The sequence below is a fragment of the Wolbachia endosymbiont (group A) of Melieria omissa genome (assembly GCF_964031125.1).
GTDB classification, from domain to species: domain Bacteria; phylum Pseudomonadota; class Alphaproteobacteria; order Rickettsiales; family Anaplasmataceae; genus Wolbachia; species Wolbachia pipientis.
In genome coordinates, this window is the sequence record NZ_OZ035007.1 from 1,052,887 (window position 1) to 1,071,683 (window position 18,797).

An 18,797-nucleotide genomic window follows, 5' to 3' on the forward strand; every position below is an offset into this window, starting at 1 on the left:
ACTTTAAATAAGAATCTCATTATACTTTAATCTTTAGTCAAATTTGCTAAATATGTTTAATTATAGCTTATAATATAATACCTTCCTTATAACATTTAAAGTGTAGATGCAAAACATAATTCACCCAGATTTGGAAAAAAGTATAAATAATTGGTTCGGAGCAAAATTTAACGGCCTTACATTGCCATTTTATAGCTCTATAGATCTTAGAAACTCTGGCTATAAAATCGTTCCAGTAGACGCTAATTTATTTCCTGCGGGGTTCAATAACTTAAGTGAAGAATCAAGAACGATGGCAGCAAGATTGATAAAAAGCTATTTTAAAAGACATCAATACAAAAAGGTTCTTATAATACCGGAAAATTATACACGCAATAAAATGTATATAGAAAACGTATTTGTTATAGAGAAAATACTACAACTCGCAGGTTTTGAGACTAGAATTGGCCTTTTATATAATGAAGTATACAATTTAATAGAACAGTATGAAACTGTTGTGAAAGAAAACTCTCTGCTAAAGACAACTTCAGGATTTGTGCCTGATGTTATTATACTGAACCGTGATATGACGAGCCACATTCCAGACACGCTGAAAGACGTAAAGCAAGATATAGTACCAAGCCCACTATACGGTTGGCATAGCAGGCAGAAATTTAAGTATTTTGAAATCTATCAAGAATTAGCATCTGAGTTTTGTGGCAAATTTAAAATAGACCCATGGCTAATTTCTGTGCTTACAGAGAGCTGTGATGGAGTTGATTTTGATGATGATTTGTCACTAGGAGCAGTAGCAACTAAAGTTGACCAAATATTATCTCTAGTGCAAAAAAAATATGAGGAATATGAAATAAAAACACAACCTTACGTTTTTATCAAAGCAAGCAATGGCACATATGGGATGGGCATTATAACAGCAACAAGTGGAGAGGAAATATTAAACCTCAATAAAAAAAAGCGTCATAAAATGAAAAAGATAAAAGAAGGAATAGCAATCAATAGCGTTATTATACAAGAAGGTGTACCAACCATTGACATGTTTAAAAGCAGTTCTGCAGAACCGCTAATATACTATATAGGAGATACTCCAACATGTTACTTATACCGATGTAATAGCAGAAAAGATGTATATTCTAGCTTGAATGCCACTGACTGTGAGTTTCATGATGTTAGCCAGGTTGTAGAAGGTAAAATTCTATCACTTTGGAGTATTGTTAGCAAATTAGCAGTACTAGCGTTGGCAGTAGAAATAAAATCTTTTCATCCCTAATTCTTATACCTCTACAGTGCTGTCATTAGAATGACCGTTTATATTATGAACATCATCAAGTTCAGTGGAAGGATCATCATTGACAGGTTGTTGAAACAATTTGTCAAGCTGAACTGCAAGAAATACTGCACTATATATTATGCTGACTGTTACGCTTAAGTTGAAATTATAGATTATACCACTACCTAAGTTTATTGGTATAGTTGGAGTCTCTATCCTTCTTAATATGAAGTTTAATAAACCTAACGACAAAGTTAATGTGCTAATAATAAGGTCCTTCTTACACTCAGCAGACTTTTCAGGATCCTTATTATCCAGATATTCCTTGCATGTATAATAATAGCTTATAGGTTCTGAAATGAACAAAAATAGGATCGTTGAGGTTAAGTTAATATAACTTATTATGTCTGTATTGCTTCCAGTGCAAAAATGGATGATTTTCAACATCATTAGCGCTTCTATGGTGCTGCTTGCAAGATTAGCCGATTTACCCACAATTTTTGCCAGCTCTTTTTTACTCTCAGGGTTTCTGTAATCCTTAATTAGATCCTGTAGAGTAAATGCAGAATGGGCAATGTATAGAATAGATGTCGGAAACTTTACTAGTCGAGCAACATTCCGTATAAGAAAGATATTGGATCTATTATTGTCAATGAACTCGCAGCAAAATTGCAGTGAAATCTTACACAATAGGGCTGTTAAACCTGTTGTGATGCAGATTACCTTCCTGAAATCATGATCATAAATATCATGCACCCTTTGTGCGAGTATGTTAGATTTCTTTTTTAGCTTGTTTGGCATGAAATAGTTAATAACTTCCTGTTATTCTATCACATAAAATCCTAAAAGAAAAGCCCTATGAATCAGGACTTTAAGGGAGATTTATGCACAAATCGGCCAGGCATTTTATAAACAAGGGATCGGTACTGAGAGTTGGCACACGAAAGTAATATCCATCCTTAATAATTGCTTTATATTCTATATCAAGTTCAACTAGAGTTTCTGAATGCTCAGAAACAAAAGATATAGGTGATAGAACTACAGGTACACCATCAGCTTTTGCGCGTAATAGCTCACTTTCAGTGCTTGGCTCTAGCCATTTTACAGGACCAATCTTACTCTGATAACATATTGACCAATCTAAGTTATTGATAGCTAACTTTTCTACTATTAACTCTACGCTTCTTTCTACCTGTGAAGCGTAAGGGTCGCCCTTTTTAATGATACTAAGAGGTAAGCTATGGGCTGAAAATAGGACTCTTGGTTTACCGATTTTTCTAGCCAATTTATAGTACTTAGCTATCAGATTAGTGTGAGCTTCAATAAAATCTTGGTTATCATAATAACGGTGAATCATTTTTGTATTGCATTTTAGGCCATACCGTTTAGCATTTTTTTGCCAATTCTCGATGGATGACAGAGTTGTGGTAGTTGAATATTGTGGATACAGTGGCAGCAGAATTACTTCGTCAGGATCAAACTGTTTTACACTTTCAATAACTTCGTCAGCAAATGGACGCCAATAGCGCATGCAGATGAATACCTTGTGTACATGGTTTCTATTTTCGTTTAATTTTAGTTCTAAAGCATTAGCTTGCATTTTTGTATTCTCTAGAATTGGCGATTTACCTCCAATTTCCTCGTATATTTTTCGTGCAGTATTTTCTCGTTTCGCAGATATAAACTTTGCTAAAAGAAACCGAAAGGGATTCGGTAGATTGATTATTCTCCTGTCATAAAAAAGGTTGAATAAAAAAGGACGGACCGCATTTAGTGAATCAGGCCCGCCAAGATTAAATAAGATAACTGCCTTTTTCACCTACGCACTACTACAACAAGTTACTTCTGGGGTGCCTATAAAATTAGCTACACACTCATCAAATTTAGTTATAGGCACTAAATTTCTTACACTGGCATACAATAAGTGGCCTGATCTCTTCAGGTTACTCTTGGTGGATGTGAAGTTCCAATCGAAAAATGTATCGACAAAAAGACTTGGTACCGTTTCAAGAAGTTCAACAGCAGCTAAAGATAGCATTATACAACTTTGCAGGACATTCAGAAGAACCTTGAGGGGAAAAAGTAAAACTTTAACGAAAAGAGAGGTGCTACTTGTTTCATCCAGTAGTCGCCCTGAGTTAGGCGAATTATACTCGGTGTGTTTTCTATTTTGATCAAAGATAGGAAATTTTATAGTATCTTTCTTAAATTCCGCGTCTATTTCTTTTCTACTATGGTTAGTGATTTTTTCCATTAACTTCTCACGCAGATGAAAAGTTCTGACAATAAAACATGTGGCAATCATTAAGGAAGCACATAAAAGTGCGCATTGCATGAGGCTCATACTGCCTAGCATAGCTGGCAGTGCAAAACAAACAAGCGGTGCTATGATTGTCATTTCAAGAAATGGAATAGTGTTTCTTTTCATTGCAAAAGCAGCACCTTTTTTTAATTCTGTATTATGATGTAAGCTATATTCCAAAAAGCTTAAAAAGGCCAAATTAAAAGTTAAAAATCCTTTTGTTCCACAAAAAAGTGATGACTTAAAGTTACTTACTAATTTTTTAGTAGTAGATTCAGCTTGTTTAGTAGTGTTATTTTTACAACATTCACCCATACAATACCTCCTTGATGATTTGTCCTTAATTATAGATAAAAAATCACTTCTATGAAATTAAAATTTGTAATAAAATAAATCTATAAATGTACTATTCTATATAAGGAAATAATATGGCAATTGAGAAGACACTTTCAATCTTAAAACCTGATGCAGTAAAAAATAATATTACAGGCAATATAAATTCCTACATCGAACAATCTGGGCTGAAAATCACAGCACAAAAAATGATGTTACTAACAAAAAAACAAGCAGAGCTGTTTTATGAAATTCATAAAGATAGGCCTTTTTTTGGGGAATTAGTAGAGTTTATGACCTCTGGTTCTGTGGTAGTTCAAGTTTTAGTTGGTGAAAATGCAGTAAGTAAATACAGACAAATCATGGGAGCTACCAATCCAAAGCAGGCAGATAAAGGCACAATCAGGGGTGATTTTGCTGATGATATTAGTGAAAATAGAGTCCACGGCTCGGATAGTCTAGAAAATGCTCGTAAGGAGATAGCTTTCTTTTTTGCTGAATGTGAGTTGGTGTAGTTAACTCAGATTGGCGTCATCCAAGTAGCTGACAACATAGAAACGAAAAAACTTGCTTGACACCCTCCGCCAGCCCCCTTATCATGAAACTGAAGCTATTGTATTTGCTTTCGCCAATCTGCAGATTAAAAGGTAAGGATTACTTAATGTATCGGCGTCTTATGTTCAATTTTTTGCAGTATATAGATACTGTATGTCTTTACAAAACTTCATCTACATCTAGGTTTTTATCTAAATAAGCTGAACGCGCTTATAAAGCGTTACAAGACATCAAAAAATGCCAATACTCGACAGAGATAGTAAAAGACTAGCTAACTCGGGGATTCTTTGTCTTTTTTTCTGCTTAGTAAATTTCTTAAACATTTGCAGCGTAAGTTAGTTGCAATTAAAAGCGGCTGAATCTCGCTTGTCAAGCGTTTAAAACATAAAAAACGCCAATATTTTAAAGCGGATAATAACCCCAGGGCTTCTTTTGCCTTTTTTTTCATTTGGTAAATTTCTTAACGTTTGTAGCTAAACGACAACCGTCATCCCGCTACGTGTTAGCGGCTAAGAGATACCGCGGCGGTATGACGGTTTGCGGCGGCATGACCTCGTCATTCCCCTACGTGTTAGCGGGATCTAGAGATACCGTGACGGTATGACGGTTCGCGCGGTGGCATGACCTCGTCATCCCGCTACGTGTTAGCGGGATCTATGCTTTGAGATACCGCGAATGAATCGCGGTATGACATAGGGAACCCTTTCTTGGGTTAGCTATAGATTTACTTCGCATATTCAGCTAATTTTTATTACAATTACAACAAAATAATTTTGGCTTTGATGAAAACTGTATATGTATGTCAATTGTGTGGTCATAGCACTGGTAGGTGGGTAGGGAAGTGCATTGCATGTGACAATTGGGATACAATTGTTGAGGAAATAGCAGTAAAAACGGGCAAAAGAAGTATATCTGCGCCAATTTTAATAAAGACGTTATCGGGTAGCGAAATTATCACTCCAAGTCGTTTTCTAACAGGAATAGAAGAATTAGATAGAGTTTTTGGTGGGGGTATCGTTCAAGGTGCTAGCATTTTAATTGGAGGCGAACCTGGTATTGGAAAATCCACCCTTTTGCTTAGAATTGCAGCTAATGTTGTGCAACTTTCCTCTTTTGAATGTCTTTATGTATCTGGCGAGGAATCTTTAGAGCAAGTGAGTCTCAGAGCAAAGCGTCTTAAGATAAATGAACCTAAAATTAAGCTTTTGTCTACAGTGTCTTTAACTGATGTAGTAGCAACAATAAAGGAAAACAAAAGTATTAAATTCTTAGTAATTGACTCTATACAAACAATGTATGATAGCAGAATTACATCAGCACCAGGCACTGTAACTCAGGTCCGCACTTGCGCTCATGAATTAACCATTCTTGCGAAACAATATGGTGTTTCTCTTTTAATAGTTGGTCATATAACTAAGGATGGACAAATAGCTGGACCTAAAACTTTGGAGCATATGGTGGATACGGTATTATATTTTGAAGGTGAAAATAGCAATCAATACCGCATTTTACGCACTATTAAAAATAGATTTGGCCCTGCAAATGAAATTGGTGTTTTTGAGATGTCTGAAGCAGGACTTGTGCCTGTTGATAACCCATCATCATTGTTTCTGATGGCCCATGATAGAGAAGTAGTTGGCAGCGCCGTATTTGCAGGAATTGAAGGTTCAAGACCAATTTTAATGGAAGTTCAAGCGTTAATAGCAGGAACTAATATGGCAACCCCAAGAAGGGCAGTAGTTGGGTGGGATATTAATAGATTGGCTATGATCATCGCGGTGCTAAATGCTCGTTGCAAAATGTTTTTGCATGATAAAGAGGTATACCTAAACATTGCAGGGGGACTCAAAATACAGGAACCATCGGCTGATCTTGCTGTTGCTGCTTCCCTTATTTCAAGTGTAGTAAATTTACCGCTGCCAACTTCTTCAATAATCTGCGGTGAAGTTGCACTTTCAGGAGAAATTAGGAATGTCTCGCATGCTGATCTCAGACTAAAAGAAGCACAAAAGTTAGGATTCAAAAAAGCAATTATGCCTAAAAATGGTAATTACTCTTCTCACGATATTGAGATAATTAAGCTTGGTCACGTAAGGGAATTAAGAGAAATTTTTAATTACAATTAAATAACGCTTCAGCAAATTCTTTGCTAGTAAACTCCCTTAAGTCCTCTATACTTTCGCCAATTCCTATAGCATGTAACTTTATCTTATAAGCTTCTGCAAGTCCAATTACCACTCCGCCCTTAGCAGTGCCATCTAACTTTGTTACGATTAGCCCGGTAACATTAACCATTTTGCTAAATGCTTCTAATTGGCTATAAGCATTTTGGCCGGTAGTTGCATCAAGAACTAAAATAACGTCATGAGGGGCAGTATCATCCAATTTCTTTATCGTTCTATATATTTTTGATAACTCCTCCATAAGGTTCACATTATTTTGCAGCCTTCCTGCTGTGTCAATTAGAACAACATCAATGTTATCTTTTATAGCTTGACTTACAGCTCTATATGCCACACTTGCAGAGTCGCTACCATACTCTCCAGTAACAATCAAGCAATCAGAACGTTCTGCCCAAATGTTTAATTGCTCACTAGCAGCAGCTCTAAATGTGTCGCATGCAACAAGCATAACGGATTTTCCCATTTTCTTATATTTATATGCAAGCTTACCTATAGTTGTGGTTTTACCGTTACCGTTTACTCCACATACCATTATTATATGTGGTTTTTTATTTAAAATTAACGGCTGTACAACTGGGCTAAATATAGCTTCTATTTCGTTCATTAACTGCTGTGTGATAATGTTATGTTCAACTTCCTTGTCAAATTTGATGCTTGTGAGCCTGTCAATAATTAATTTGGAAGTTTTATGACCAATGTCCATGCTAATTAGCAATTCTTCTAGCTCATCTAAAAGCGACTGATCTAATTTTTTTTTGTCAGAGAAAATACTTTTCACCCCGTCGCTAAAGCGAGAAGAAGTTTTTAACAGGCCTTTATAAAGATTACCAAATAAACTCAAGGGAATACTCCTTTTAAATTATAAACTTAACGACAACATAGAGACGCTGGTTGTAAAGAAATACACGTATTATGTGTATTTGTAAAGTTAAATAGTCGTTTTACGGGAATTTTGAAAGTAAAATTCCCGTGATACTAGTGTATTTTACTTTAGTTTTTAACCTAAATATGTTATAATGTAGAATAGCGGTTTACAGGTAATTTTATGAGTTATAATGAGAAAATTTTAGATCATTACGAAAATCCAAGGAATGTTGGCTCTCTGGATAAAAATGATCCAAGTGTTGGCACTGGTTTAGTTGGTGCACCATCGTGCGGTGATGTAATGAAATTGCAGATAAAGGTCAATGACAAAGGTGTTATTGAAGATGCAAAATTTAAAACTTTTGGCTGCGGTTCTGCCATTGCTTCAAGTTCCTTGTTAACAGAGATGATAAAGGGAAGAACCATCAGTGACGTTACACAGATAAAGAATACTCAAATAGTGGAAGAATTGTCTTTACCTCCAGTGAAAATACACTGTTCGGTACTTGCTGAAGATGCTATAAAAGCCGCTATTCATGATTATCAAAGTAAGCAAAAGAATTAAGAAGCATGAGTGAATATCAAGAAGTAGGCGGAGGTGAAACTGTAAAAAAGAATAAAAAACTTATCACTATAACTGCGGAAGCAGTAGAAAGGATAAGGTATTTATTGGACCAAAAGAAGCATACTAACCTTGAGAAACCGGAAGAAGCAATAGGAATAAGAGTGCTAATTAAGCAAAAAGGATGTTCTGGTTTAAAATATGATATTGAATATGCATATGATACTCGTCCTTTAGAGTCGGTAATTGAAGAAAACTGTAGTGATGGCCAAAAAGTTAAAGTGTTGATCGACCCAAAATCCGTCATGTTTATTCTTGGCTCTGAAATGGATTATGTAGAAGAAAAATTTTCATCGGGTTTTGTTTTCAAAAATCCTAATGAGAAAGGAAAATGTGGTTGTGGAGAGAGTTTTCATGTCTAGCAACTATTTTGCATTGTTTGAAATTGAACCAGCTTTCAATATCAGCTTTGATGAGTTAGAGAAAAAATATATTGAGCTAAGCAGGACTGATATAAATGAAAGACAGTCCCAAAACATGGAAAATATTAACAGAGCTTATCAGATACTAAAGTCACCGCTAAAACGTGCTGAGCATTTGCTGGATTTTTTTAATGTGAAAAGCCAAAAGGACCACTTAAATTCTGAAATATTAAGTGAATCAATGGAAATAAGAGAGTACTTACTAGACTGCGACGATCTACAATTTGCAAGCAGGATGATTGATGAAAAAATAAAAGATTGCGTTAAAAACCTAATTAACACTTTTGCTGTAAAGAATTTTGATAGAGCTGCTACACAAGTCTTAAGATTGAAATATTTATATAAGTCATTTGAGGAGGTGAAGAAAAATGCAACCAATTCAAATTTCTGAACCAAATTCAAATGAAGTAGTTTTTGGTATAGACCTTGGCACCACCAATTCTTTGATTGCTATGGTGAATAAAGCTGGCAACGTGGAGATATTTAAAGATGAACAAGGAAGAGAACTGCTGCCTTCTGCTCTTTCATATGAAAATAATACATTGAAAACTGGCTACGATGTCGGTCAAAATGCAATCTACTCAATAAAGCGTTTAATGGGTAAAAGTGTTGAAGAATTAAATAAAGAAGGCGTCAATTTTGAAATAGATCATGAAAGCGAAAAAGTTATTAGAATAAAATGCGCAGAGGAAAAGTATCTGACTCCTGTTGAGATTTCTGCTGAGATATTAAAAGCTTTACGTGAGAGGGTAAAAAAGTCTAAGGGGCTGGAAGTAAAAAAAGCAGTGATTACTGTGCCAGCTTACTTTGACGATTCAGCACGTAACGCAACTAAATATGCGGCAAAATTAGCTGGCATAGAAGTTCTTCGCCTCGTTAACGAGCCAACCGCTGCAGCGCTTTCTTACTCCATTGAAAAGAACAATAGCAGTGGAATATATGCAGTGTATGACCTTGGTGGCGGAACGTTCGATATTTCGATATTGAAATTGCACCAAGGAGTGTTTCAAGTCCTTGCGGTTGGTGGTGACACCAACCTCGGCGGTGATGATTTTGATCATTTGCTGAGTTCAATTGTGATTGATAAGTATAGAGAAAAGACGGCTAAGCAACTAAATTCCTTACTTATCGAATCACGCTCTGCGAAAGAGTACCTAAGCAATCACACTATAGGTATCTTCGAATTTAATGTTAACGGCAAGCCATTTGAGTGCGAAATTACCAGAGAAGAATTCGAGCAGGCAATCAGTTCTTTGGTCAATAAGACTATCAATATAGTCACTCGTACTATAAGTGATATAGATCTTAAAATTGATGATATAAAAGGAGTAATTTTAGTTGGTGGTGCAACTAGAACACCATTGGTTCAAAATTCACTAGTCAAACTCTTTGGAAATAAAGTACTAAATGACGTGGATCCAGATAAAGCAGTTGCCATTGGGGCAGCTCTGCAGGCTCATGATTTAACTTCGAGCTCAAAAGATAGGAATATTCTCCTGGATGTTTTACCTCTATCACTTGGCATAGAAACTATGGGAGGCATAGTTGAAAAAATCATACCAAGAAATACGCCACTGCCAGTTTCAGAAACAAAAGAGTTTACAACTTATATTGATGGGCAAACAGCAATGAAAATTCATGTTTGTCAGGGAGAACGTGAAATGATAGAGGATAACAAATCTCTAGCGCAGTTTGAACTAAAAGGTATACCGCCACTGCCTGCAGGTTCTGCAAGAGTTGAAATAGAATTTACAGTTAACGTTGACGGAATCTTGACTGTTACTGCAAGAGAAAAAACTACTGGAATTGAGCAGACAGTTAAAGTAAATTCAAGTTTTGGCTTGAGTGAAGCTGATGTTCAAAATATGGTTAACCAGTCAATAAACAGTTTTGACGAAGATATGAAGGCTCGTTCCCTTGCAGGTGCTAAAATTAATGGAAATAAACTCATACACTTGGTTGAAAACAATAATAACCTTTCCACTGATCAAAAGTTGAAAAACCTATTACAAAATGCAAAAAACGCTTTACAAGGCAATGACTTGAATGAAATTAACAACACTATCGCCGAGTTAGAAAATTCTTCTTTAGAGTTGTGTGAATTAACAAATAGGTAGAAAAAGCTTACACAACCTTGTGCAATACCCTATTTAATCTCAAAGCAACAGGTAACCTGAAATTAAATGGTAACCAATCGACCTTTCCTAATTTAAATGATAAACCAACTATGCTTACACGCCCAATGATATTTTCCATTGGTACAAAACCAACTTCAGGAAACCTACTATCTAAAGAATTATTTCTATTGTCTCCCATAACGAAAAATTGATCGTTAGGTACATAATAAACCGGAGTGTTATATGATAGCTTATTAGAAATGTCATCTACCAAAATCTCATGTTCCTTGCCACTTAAAAGCGTTTCTATATATCTTGGTATGTTACGATTTGACTCATAATCAAAAAAACTTTCAATTTGCCTTCGCTCTACTTTCTGATCATTTAGGTATAATTCTCCCTCTATCATTTGCACTTTGTCACCTGGTGTTCCTATTACTCGCTTAACAAACCTGATGCTGTCATTTCTTGTGGGTTTGAAAACTACTATGTCGCCACGCTTTGGAGGGGTATAAAAAATCCTGCCGCTAAAAATGTTTGGAGAAAATGGAAATGAGTGTTTACTGTAACCGTATGAATATTTACTAGTAAAAATGTAATCCCCTTCAAGTAGGGTGCTTTTCATTGAACCAGAAGGTATATGAAATGGCTCGAATAAAAAACTACGTATTGACAGCGCAATCAACAGTAAAAAAAACAATGAAGATAAAAATCTTCCCGTTCTTATCACCCAGTTTTTGCTTAGTTCTTCCAACTTTGTTTTTCTTATAGATTAAGCTTATTATAATACATAAATTAAAAAATGGTAATATGAAATTTTACTTGTGAATGTTATTCCTCTATTCAAAACGATTTTGAAAAGGCGGTTCATTTCTTTCAACGGTGTCATCCAAGTAGCGTGACACATAACTGTACGAACATTGCAATTTGCAGGTGGCAGATGAAAGTAGCTGATGCACATCTGTACGAACATTTGCTTTTGTTAAGGTAATATGGTGTTATGAAAGTAGCTGACACTGGAATGGCTTTGTTGCATCGCTACTTATGAAAGGCTAACTATAGTTAGGATTATAAGCAACCTATTGAAAATCTTGTTTTTTTGCAATCAATCTGATCAAATTTAAGAATAGTAATTTGTTATTTATATTAATAAATTTAATTCTATTGAAAATAGCTAAAGCATTGAAATTCTTGAATTTTAGCCGGATTGGTAAATGGTAGTGAAATTTCTTTTACTCAAATTTAGGTATTCATTGACCGTTCTTGTTATAAATACCAGAATAATAAGCTACTGATATTCCCTATCTTTTTTATCTTTAATCCATCATAGCTAGCGATGCAACAAAGCCCACTGGAATCCAGGTTGTAACCGTTCACGGATTGTGAGAATGAATAAAGAACTAAGCAGTCGTAACTTTTGGAAGGGATTTTGGCCATTGAGACGTGATGTCAAAAATATCGACAACATTCTTTCCACAAATCTTTCTCCATGTTCCGACCAGGTGAAAAAGCTGTTTTTACGATAGCCGTCTAATTTGCCGTTCTGCAAGGTTGTTGATTGACTTCAGGCTTTCGTAAAAACTTCCACACCATATCCTCGGCCTTAACATCTTAATGGCCATTCTCAAACCATTTACAAGCCTTGTCATTTCATGCCCCCCCTTTTTGCATTAGTTGTGTAGCATCTTTTAATATTAGCAAGGCCTATAATAGTGCAACACTGCCTTACGTATTGCCAATCCAAATTCTACTTGCTGTAAAATAACACAATCTGCTACATCGCTGCTAATCTCAATCCCTCTGTTTATTGGCCCTGGGTGCATAACAATCGCATCTGGTTTTGCGTATGATAGCTTTTGTGAATCAAGTCCATACAAATAAAAATATTCTTTCTCTGAAGAACTATTATTCATGCGCTCTTTCTGCAATCTCAAAAGCATAATTACGTCAGCATCCTTTATACCTTCAATTAATGAATAATGGACTGAATCTACTTCAGGAAAATGCTTACAAATCAAAGTTGGTGGTGCGACCAAGTTTATCTCTGCTCCAAACATTTTTAGCAATCTTATATTTGATCTTGCAACTCTACTGTGCAGAATATCTCCACATATCACAACTTTGAGGTCCTTTATTTGCTTTTTGTGATTGCTGATTACAAGATAGTCTGCAAGAGCTTGAGTTGGATGTTCACTACTTCCATCGCCTGCATTGATTAGCGAGCAGTTAACATACTTTGCCAGTGTATTAATGATACCACTACTTTTATGCCTGATTATTATGTAATCAGGATTCATTGCATTTAATGTTTTGATCATGTCTTTTAGATCTTCTCCCTTGTTAATAGAAGAAGATCTTATTGGCAAAGTTACAACATTTGCTCCAAGGCTTTTTGCTGCTATTTCAAAAGACGCAAGTGTACGCGTTGAATCTTCAAAGAATAAATTTATTACTGTCTTATTTTCCAAGATATGACTATTTGCAACTTCTTTTTTAAGGTACTGGTTGGCCAACTTAGTTATATTTTCTACATCATCGACTGTAAGGTCTGAGATGTTTAACAAATTCCTTCTCTTGTTCATAGTTTCCTTTTCAACTACTTGAACCTATTCTACTTTCTTATTACCTTTTTTCAATAGACTTCTTGTGCAGCAATTGTTTTGGTGAAAGAACGGAAAAAGATAGTAAAGTCAAAATTAAGTTAGAAGGAAGAAAAAGTTCAGCGAGTCAAGAGTAAGGTATATTAGCATAAATCTTTCATCCCAATGTTTAGTGGCGCTGGGGATTACTTCCACTTACACTCATCCGCTATCATAACAGCCTCAAAAAGATGCTTCTCAAGTTCACTTAGAGGCAAATCACTTTGTGAATAATTTCCCCAAGATTTTAGTATATCGGAAGTTTCAACGCCTTCAATAATAGGATATTCTTGGTTTTTTTTAGCGTATAACTCTTGAGCCTGCTTGCTTACTAAAAATTCCAATAAGACTATAGCATTTTCCCTGTTTTTTGCGTTTTTTGTTACTGCTGCACCACTGATGTTTACCATTACACCGTGATCGTTGCGATTAGGAAAAAAAGCCCCTAGCTTGTCTGCAACATTCTTTTTATTTTCTGATGAAAGAATTCTCGCAAAGTAGTAGCTGTTTACTATTGCAACATCTCCCTCACCCGCTGCTACGGCGTAAATTTGATCAGTATCACCACCACTTGGTTTTCTTGCCATATTGCTCACAATTCCGCTTACCCATTCTTTCGTCTTTTCAAAACCATTATTTGCAATCATAAAAGCAATTAACGATCTGTTATATGGACTTGTAGAAGAACGCACTAATATTTTTCCTTTCCATTTTTCATTTGCTAAATCTTCATAAGTACTTAAGTCCTTAGGGTCTACTGACTCTTTATTGTAAACCAATATCCTAGCTCTTTTTGTAAGACCAAACCAATAATCTTCACTGTCTCTAAATCTTGCAGGTATAACACTTTTTAAAACCTCTGAATCTACTTGAGATAAAAGTCCTCTTTTTTTTGCTAGAATTAAGTTGATTGCATCAGCAGTCAAAAATAAGTCAGCTTCACCACCGTTTTCCATTCGTGAAAGTAGCTGAGAATAATCATCAATGATGTAACGTACTTTAATACCTGTATTTTTCGTGAATTCATCAAACAAAGTACGTACTAATTCTTCTTTGCGCGATGAATAAACATTTACCACTTGTGAGTCATTAGTTCCGTCGTTTCTGTATAAATAAGTAATAACTATCAATATAATTGCTATTAAGGATGTGAATATAAAGGCTTTTTTCATATTGGATAAAAAATAACTTCTTTCAGTTAAAGTTACCAAGATGGTACAACTTTAGCAAGTGTAAAGTTCGTTAGATAAATCATAAAAACTTCCTTGACAAGCTTCGCCAGCCCCCTTATTATAACACTGAAGCTATTTATTTATCTTCGCAATCTCTGCAGTGGATTAATGACAAAAAACTTAATGTATTTGGCGTAAATCATGCTTAATTTTTTGCACTATGTGCACCTTATGTCTTTATAAAATTTCTAGGTTTTTACCTAATATAAGCTGAAATGCGCTATTTAAAACATTAAAAAACGCCGATTTAAAAAATGGATAGTGAATAACTAGCTACCCTAGGGTTTCTTTTGCCTTTTTTTCTGTTTAGTAAATTTCTTAATGTTTATAATTTAGATTAGTTGCGGCTTAAAAGCAACTAAATCGCGGTTATTAAGCGTTTAGAATAAAAAAACGCCATACTTGAAAGTATAATGTAAGTAATTAGCCAACCACGGGGCTTCTTTTGCCTTTTTTTTCGTTTGGTAAATTCCTTAATATTTATAGCTAAGAGAGCCCAAGAGAGGTGTCATTCCAGCGCGTGACGCTGGAATCCCAAAAAAAGGATGATGTCATTCCAGTGCTCCTTTTTTTGTCATCCCAGTGCTTGACACTGGGATGGCTTTGTTGCATCGCTAGCTATGATGGATTAAAGATAAAAAAGATGGAGAATATCAGTAGCTTATTATTCTGGTATTTATAACAAGAACGGTCAGTGAATACCTAAATTTGAGTAAAAGAAATTTCACTACCACTCACTAATCCGGCTAAAATTCAAGAATTTCAATGCTTTAGCTATTTTCAATAGAATTAAATTTATTAATGTAAATAATAAATTACTATTCTTAAATTTGATCAGATTGATTGCAAAAAAACAAGATTTTCAATAGGTTACTTATAATCCTAACTATAGTTAGCCTTTCATAAGTAGCGATGCAACAAAGCCATCCCAGTGCGTGACACTGGGATGACACTCTCTTGGATGGAAAGCTACTTTCATGACATCATTCTTTTTCCTGGATCCCAGTGGGCTTTGTTGCATAGCAGCAGAAAAATTAGTGATTACTGACAAAATTCATTATAAATAGCGATTTAACTGTTGAAGAAAAAATATGCCACAAAAAATGAGGGTCAGTAACCATAGCGAATATAACAAATTTCTAGAAAAAAGAGGAAATATTTTTCATTATATCAACGAAGCCATAGAAAAGTGGTACGAGAATGGTCCAAAAATACCAGGTGGCAACAATATTTATAGCGATAAAGTTGTAATTTTGGTGCACATAATAACTTGTTTATTTAGAATAGGCCTGAGGCAAACAGTTGGGTTTATAGCAGGATACCTTGAGCAAATTGGGAAAAATTTGCAAGTTATCAGCTATTCACAATCATCAAGAAGGTTTAAGAAACTCAATATTAAGATCAATGATTGCAGAAAATAATATGGAAGATATCGAAATTGCTATAGACAGTACAGGAATTAGTATATACAACAACACTCCTGGTCATAGCAAAGAAAATAGCGAAGATAGAAAGTATCGCAGCTATGAACAGACAAGAAAATTGCATGTAATGTTGAATACAAACAGCAAAAAAGCCATAGCTGTAAAATACAGTAACGGCTGATCACTATGGAGCTTGTGATTTGCTAAAAGAAGTCGATTTTCAGTATGTCATAAAAGTACTATATGCAGATAGGGCATATGACAGAGAAAAGCTCTATAAGCTGTGTAATCAATATGGTATAAAAACGAAAATTCCTCCGAAAAACAACGCAGCAGAGCATCCAAAGTTAGACTATATGGCTGAGAGAAATGCTGCAATTAGACTAATAAAATCATGCAGCGAAGATGGAATGAAGAGGTGGAAAAGGCAAACAAACTACGGAAAAAGATCTTATATAGAAAGTTTTTTCTCGCGACTGAAACAAACATTCGGGTTTAGTTTTAGGAATAAATCTGAGACAAATAGAGAGAAGGAACTACTTGTTAAATGCTATTTGCTCAATAAGTTCACTGATATTGGTATGGCTAAATTTGAGATAGCTTCATAAATTTATTGTGCGTTACCTACTATCCGAAGAGCGATGCAACAAAGCCATCCCAGTGTCAAGCACTGGGATGACAAGAAAGGGGCTACTTGGATGACATCTTTCAACATTATATCATGAACTTTCTAAAATTCATTGAACTGTGCTTTCAAACGGTGGTGCCGGGGTGTGAGTATAATGATTATCAGTATATAAAAGTCATAGCAGACAGACTTGAAGCGGCAAATGTTGGCAAAATGAGGCGAATAATATTCAATATGCCTCCGCGTTCAATGAAGCATACGCGTCAAGTTAAGGAAATATCGTGAAATATAGCAACATTTGAGATGGGCATTTTATTTGTTACATTTATTTTTTTAGGGAGTTCTTATCTAGAAGAAGATAATTTTTTCAGAAGAATCTATAAATTAATAACTTTATTACTTAATATATAAAATAGTTTTTTCGTTTCCTTTCTTCCTTATACCACTTTTCCTTAACTTGACGCGTATGGCTTGAGATACATTCCCGAGCTGTTTTGCTAGCTCTAATAAACCTAGTTTTGGTTTTAATATTTTTGTTTGTATTGTATTCATTTCTAACACTCCTTTCTTTTATTATTTTATAACTTACTTTTTTAAAGTGTCAGATTAAATCTTGTTTAATACATCTTAGCAGCGTGTGGTAGTTTATGCTTGTTTTGTCTACTAAGTCTTTCAGAGTATATTTTCTCTTTAACCTCCAGCTCCTTACTTTTTGTGCTATTTTGTACCTTATCGAGATATTTGCCATAAATATTATACAGGTTAATATAGCACTTCTCGCAATAGTCCGAATAGGATAAGATATGTGCTTATGGCTATGGTAGAGCAGTAGCATATTATGATCTGTTCGGATTATTGTAAAAAGAGCTATACTACCAAATAAAGATATACAAGAGGGATGCTTCTTTCTATGTTTGAATTTTAGTTGAATATTTCTTCATAATTGTGTATAATTATTAATGCTTTTTAGTTTTTTTTCTCATGGCTCTTTCGAAATTTCTTGATGCACGCAATGATTATGCTTTTAAAAGAATATTTGGCACTGAAAAGAATAAAGATATCCTCATTCATTTCTTGAACGATATTTTAGGCTTTACTGGTTTAGCTGCTATTCACGATGTTGAATTCTTAGCTACCATTTTGGACCCTGAAATTGCCGCTAAAAAGCAGAGTATTGTTGATGTTCTTTGTAAAGACTCTCAAGGTTCCAGATATATTATAGAAATGCAGTTCACTAGGACCAAAGGCTTCGAAAAACGTGCTCAATATTATGCTGCTAAAGCCTACTCAAGTCAAGCTGATCAAGGTGATAATTATCATAATCTCAAGGAAATTATCTTCATAGCTGTTGCTGATTGTATTATTTTTCCAGATAAGACTGAGTACAAATCTAATCATGTCATTTTAGATCAAAATAGCTTTGAACATGACTTAAAGGATTTTTACTTCGTATTCATAGAACTACCTAAATTTATAAAGACAAAAGAAGACCAACTAGAAAATATAGTAGAAAAATGGTGTTATTTTTTCCGATATGCAGCAGAAACAAGGGAAGAGGATCTAGATAAGATAGTTGGTAGTGACGTAATAATAAAACGAGCTTATGAAGAAATGAATAAGTTTAATTGGTCAGAAGAAGAGTTACTAGCATATGAACAAATGAAAAAACGTATAATGGATGAGGTAGCTGCTTTAGCTCAAAAATTTGATGAGGGTCTTAGGTTAGGTCAAGAAAAAGGTAGACAAGAAGAAAAAATCGAAGTTGCAAAAAACTCACTCAAGGCCGGTGTCTCTATTGATGTTATCGCTGAAATCACTGGCCTCTCTTTAGATGAGATCCGAAAATTAAAGGATTAATACGAAAATGTTCAAAAAAGCATATACATCAAGTTAAGGGAAAGTGGCATAAAGAAAAAAAGGGGATGGAAAAAACCACTTTAGATAGTAATTAATAAGGTTAGTGGTTTATACGATTACTCTAGATAAAAATGCTCTAAAAAATAAATGTAACAAATAAAACACCTACTTTAAATTTTGCTATACTAGACAATCTTTCCTTAACTTAACGCCATTGCTTGAACGGATACCTTTTGATTGAATAAGATAATACGATAGTAAATAAAAGGTTGTATTAGAGCTGAATTTTACATCAAAAAATATTTTTCATGATATAAAAAATTATTATTGACTTTTATGCAATTAGAGAACT

General features: G+C 34.7%; 17 protein-coding genes and 3 pseudogenes. 10 read left to right on the forward strand and 10 right to left on the reverse strand.

Annotated features, from left to right (window positions below):
* The first annotated feature begins 106 nt into the window (after positions 1-106).
* A complete protein-coding gene (gene gshA / locus ACQH2Q_RS04950) occupies positions 107-1,267 on the forward strand; it encodes a glutamate--cysteine ligase (protein ID WP_264339719.1) in 1,161 nt (386 codons plus the stop codon).
* 3 nt (positions 1,268-1,270) lie between these two features.
* Here gshA and ACQH2Q_RS04955 read toward each other — a convergent pair whose 3' ends face one another.
* From ACQH2Q_RS04955 to ACQH2Q_RS04965, 3 genes are all read right to left on the reverse strand, one after another.
* Positions 1,271-2,068: a hypothetical protein gene (locus tag ACQH2Q_RS04955; protein ID WP_425383415.1), complete on the reverse strand. Its 798-nt coding sequence runs from the start codon at positions 2,066-2,068 to the stop codon at positions 1,271-1,273.
* Positions 2,069-2,138: 70 nt separating this feature from the next.
* Complete coding sequence (hemH, locus tag ACQH2Q_RS04960; protein WP_007548918.1) at positions 2,139-3,086, reverse strand: ferrochelatase; 948 nt, start codon at positions 3,084-3,086, stop codon at positions 2,139-2,141.
* The gene (locus ACQH2Q_RS04965; protein ID WP_264339722.1) at positions 3,087-3,884 is read right to left on the reverse strand and encodes a hypothetical protein; all 798 of its coding nucleotides are present in this window, start codon (positions 3,882-3,884) and stop codon (positions 3,087-3,089) included.
* Between the two features lie 113 nt (positions 3,885-3,997).
* On the opposite strand from ACQH2Q_RS04965, the gene ndk reads away from it, so the two are divergent.
* Positions 3,998-4,417 carry a nucleoside-diphosphate kinase gene (gene ndk / locus ACQH2Q_RS04970; protein ID WP_182309846.1) on the forward strand — a complete coding sequence of 140 codons (420 nt, stop codon included), beginning with the start codon at positions 3,998-4,000 and terminating at the stop codon, positions 4,415-4,417.
* 311 nt (positions 4,418-4,728) lie between these two features.
* Here the strand turns inward: ndk and ACQH2Q_RS04975 are convergent, their stop codons facing one another.
* Positions 4,729-4,905 carry a hypothetical protein gene (locus ACQH2Q_RS04975; RefSeq protein WP_179945710.1) on the reverse strand — a complete coding sequence of 59 codons (177 nt, stop codon included), beginning with the start codon at positions 4,903-4,905 and terminating at the stop codon, positions 4,729-4,731.
* Positions 4,906-5,239: 334 nt separating this feature from the next.
* Between ACQH2Q_RS04975 and radA the strand changes: the two genes are divergently transcribed.
* Positions 5,240-6,583 (forward strand): DNA repair protein RadA, encoded by a 1,344-nt coding sequence (radA, locus tag ACQH2Q_RS04980; RefSeq protein WP_425383416.1) that lies wholly within the window; start codon positions 5,240-5,242, stop codon positions 6,581-6,583.
* On the opposite strand, the gene ftsY is transcribed toward radA, so the two are convergent.
* Positions 6,570-7,481 carry a signal recognition particle-docking protein FtsY gene (gene ftsY / locus ACQH2Q_RS04985; RefSeq protein WP_425383417.1) on the reverse strand — a complete coding sequence of 304 codons (912 nt, stop codon included), beginning with the start codon at positions 7,479-7,481 and terminating at the stop codon, positions 6,570-6,572. The genes radA and ftsY overlap by 14 nt on opposite strands.
* Before the next feature lie 204 nt (positions 7,482-7,685).
* Between ftsY and iscU the strand changes: the two genes are divergently transcribed.
* The 4 genes from iscU to hscA are packed head-to-tail and all read left to right on the forward strand — an operon-like array spanning position 7,686 to position 10,665.
* Positions 7,686-8,069, forward strand: coding sequence for a Fe-S cluster assembly scaffold IscU (gene iscU, locus ACQH2Q_RS04990; RefSeq protein ID WP_151808025.1), 384 nt, complete (start codon positions 7,686-7,688; stop codon positions 8,067-8,069).
* Between the two features lie 5 nt (positions 8,070-8,074).
* Entirely contained in the window at positions 8,075-8,488 is a 414-nt protein-coding gene (locus ACQH2Q_RS04995) for a HesB/IscA family protein (protein ID WP_182309603.1), read from the forward strand.
* A complete protein-coding gene (locus tag ACQH2Q_RS05000) occupies positions 8,481-8,939 on the forward strand; it encodes an iron-sulfur cluster co-chaperone HscB C-terminal domain-containing protein (protein WP_182309602.1) in 459 nt (152 codons plus the stop codon). Before ACQH2Q_RS04995 ends, ACQH2Q_RS05000 begins: the two co-directional genes overlap by 8 nt.
* Positions 8,917-10,665, forward strand: coding sequence for a Fe-S protein assembly chaperone HscA (gene hscA, locus ACQH2Q_RS05005; RefSeq protein WP_425383418.1), 1,749 nt, complete (start codon positions 8,917-8,919; stop codon positions 10,663-10,665). The genes ACQH2Q_RS05000 and hscA overlap by 23 nt, the downstream gene beginning before the upstream one ends.
* A 7-nt stretch (positions 10,666-10,672) precedes the next feature.
* Here hscA and lepB read toward each other — a convergent pair whose 3' ends face one another.
* The 4 genes from lepB to ACQH2Q_RS05025 form a co-directional block, all read right to left on the reverse strand.
* Positions 10,673-11,419 (reverse strand): signal peptidase I, encoded by a 747-nt coding sequence (gene lepB, locus ACQH2Q_RS05010; RefSeq protein ID WP_010962911.1) that lies wholly within the window; start codon positions 11,417-11,419, stop codon positions 10,673-10,675.
* 940 nt (positions 11,420-12,359) lie between these two features.
* Positions 12,360-13,247 carry an aspartate carbamoyltransferase catalytic subunit gene (locus ACQH2Q_RS05015; RefSeq protein ID WP_006280416.1) on the reverse strand — a complete coding sequence of 296 codons (888 nt, stop codon included), beginning with the start codon at positions 13,245-13,247 and terminating at the stop codon, positions 12,360-12,362.
* A gap of 203 nt (positions 13,248-13,450) precedes the next feature.
* A complete protein-coding gene (locus ACQH2Q_RS05020) occupies positions 13,451-14,476 on the reverse strand; it encodes a Fe(3+) ABC transporter substrate-binding protein (protein WP_010082338.1) in 1,026 nt (341 codons plus the stop codon).
* Between the two features lie 952 nt (positions 14,477-15,428).
* Entirely contained in the window at positions 15,429-15,587 is a 159-nt protein-coding gene (locus tag ACQH2Q_RS05025) for a hypothetical protein (protein WP_425383419.1), read from the reverse strand.
* A 40-nt stretch (positions 15,588-15,627) separates the two neighbouring features.
* Between ACQH2Q_RS05025 and ACQH2Q_RS05030 the strand changes: the two are divergent.
* Positions 15,628-16,568: pseudogene (locus ACQH2Q_RS05030) on the forward strand (IS5 family transposase).
* A 113-nt stretch (positions 16,569-16,681) separates the two neighbouring features.
* A pseudogene (locus ACQH2Q_RS05035) lies at positions 16,682-16,843 on the forward strand (phage terminase large subunit); the annotation flags it as partial.
* Between the two features lie 370 nt (positions 16,844-17,213).
* Here ACQH2Q_RS05035 and ACQH2Q_RS05040 read toward each other — a convergent pair.
* A pseudogene (locus tag ACQH2Q_RS05040) lies at positions 17,214-17,336 on the reverse strand (XRE family transcriptional regulator); the annotation flags it as partial.
* A gap of 233 nt (positions 17,337-17,569) precedes the next feature.
* Here ACQH2Q_RS05040 and ACQH2Q_RS05045 point away from each other — a divergent pair.
* Positions 17,570-18,445 carry an Rpn family recombination-promoting nuclease/putative transposase gene (locus ACQH2Q_RS05045; protein WP_425383420.1) on the forward strand — a complete coding sequence of 292 codons (876 nt, stop codon included), beginning with the start codon at positions 17,570-17,572 and terminating at the stop codon, positions 18,443-18,445.
* The last annotated feature ends 352 nt before the right edge of the window (positions 18,446-18,797 follow it).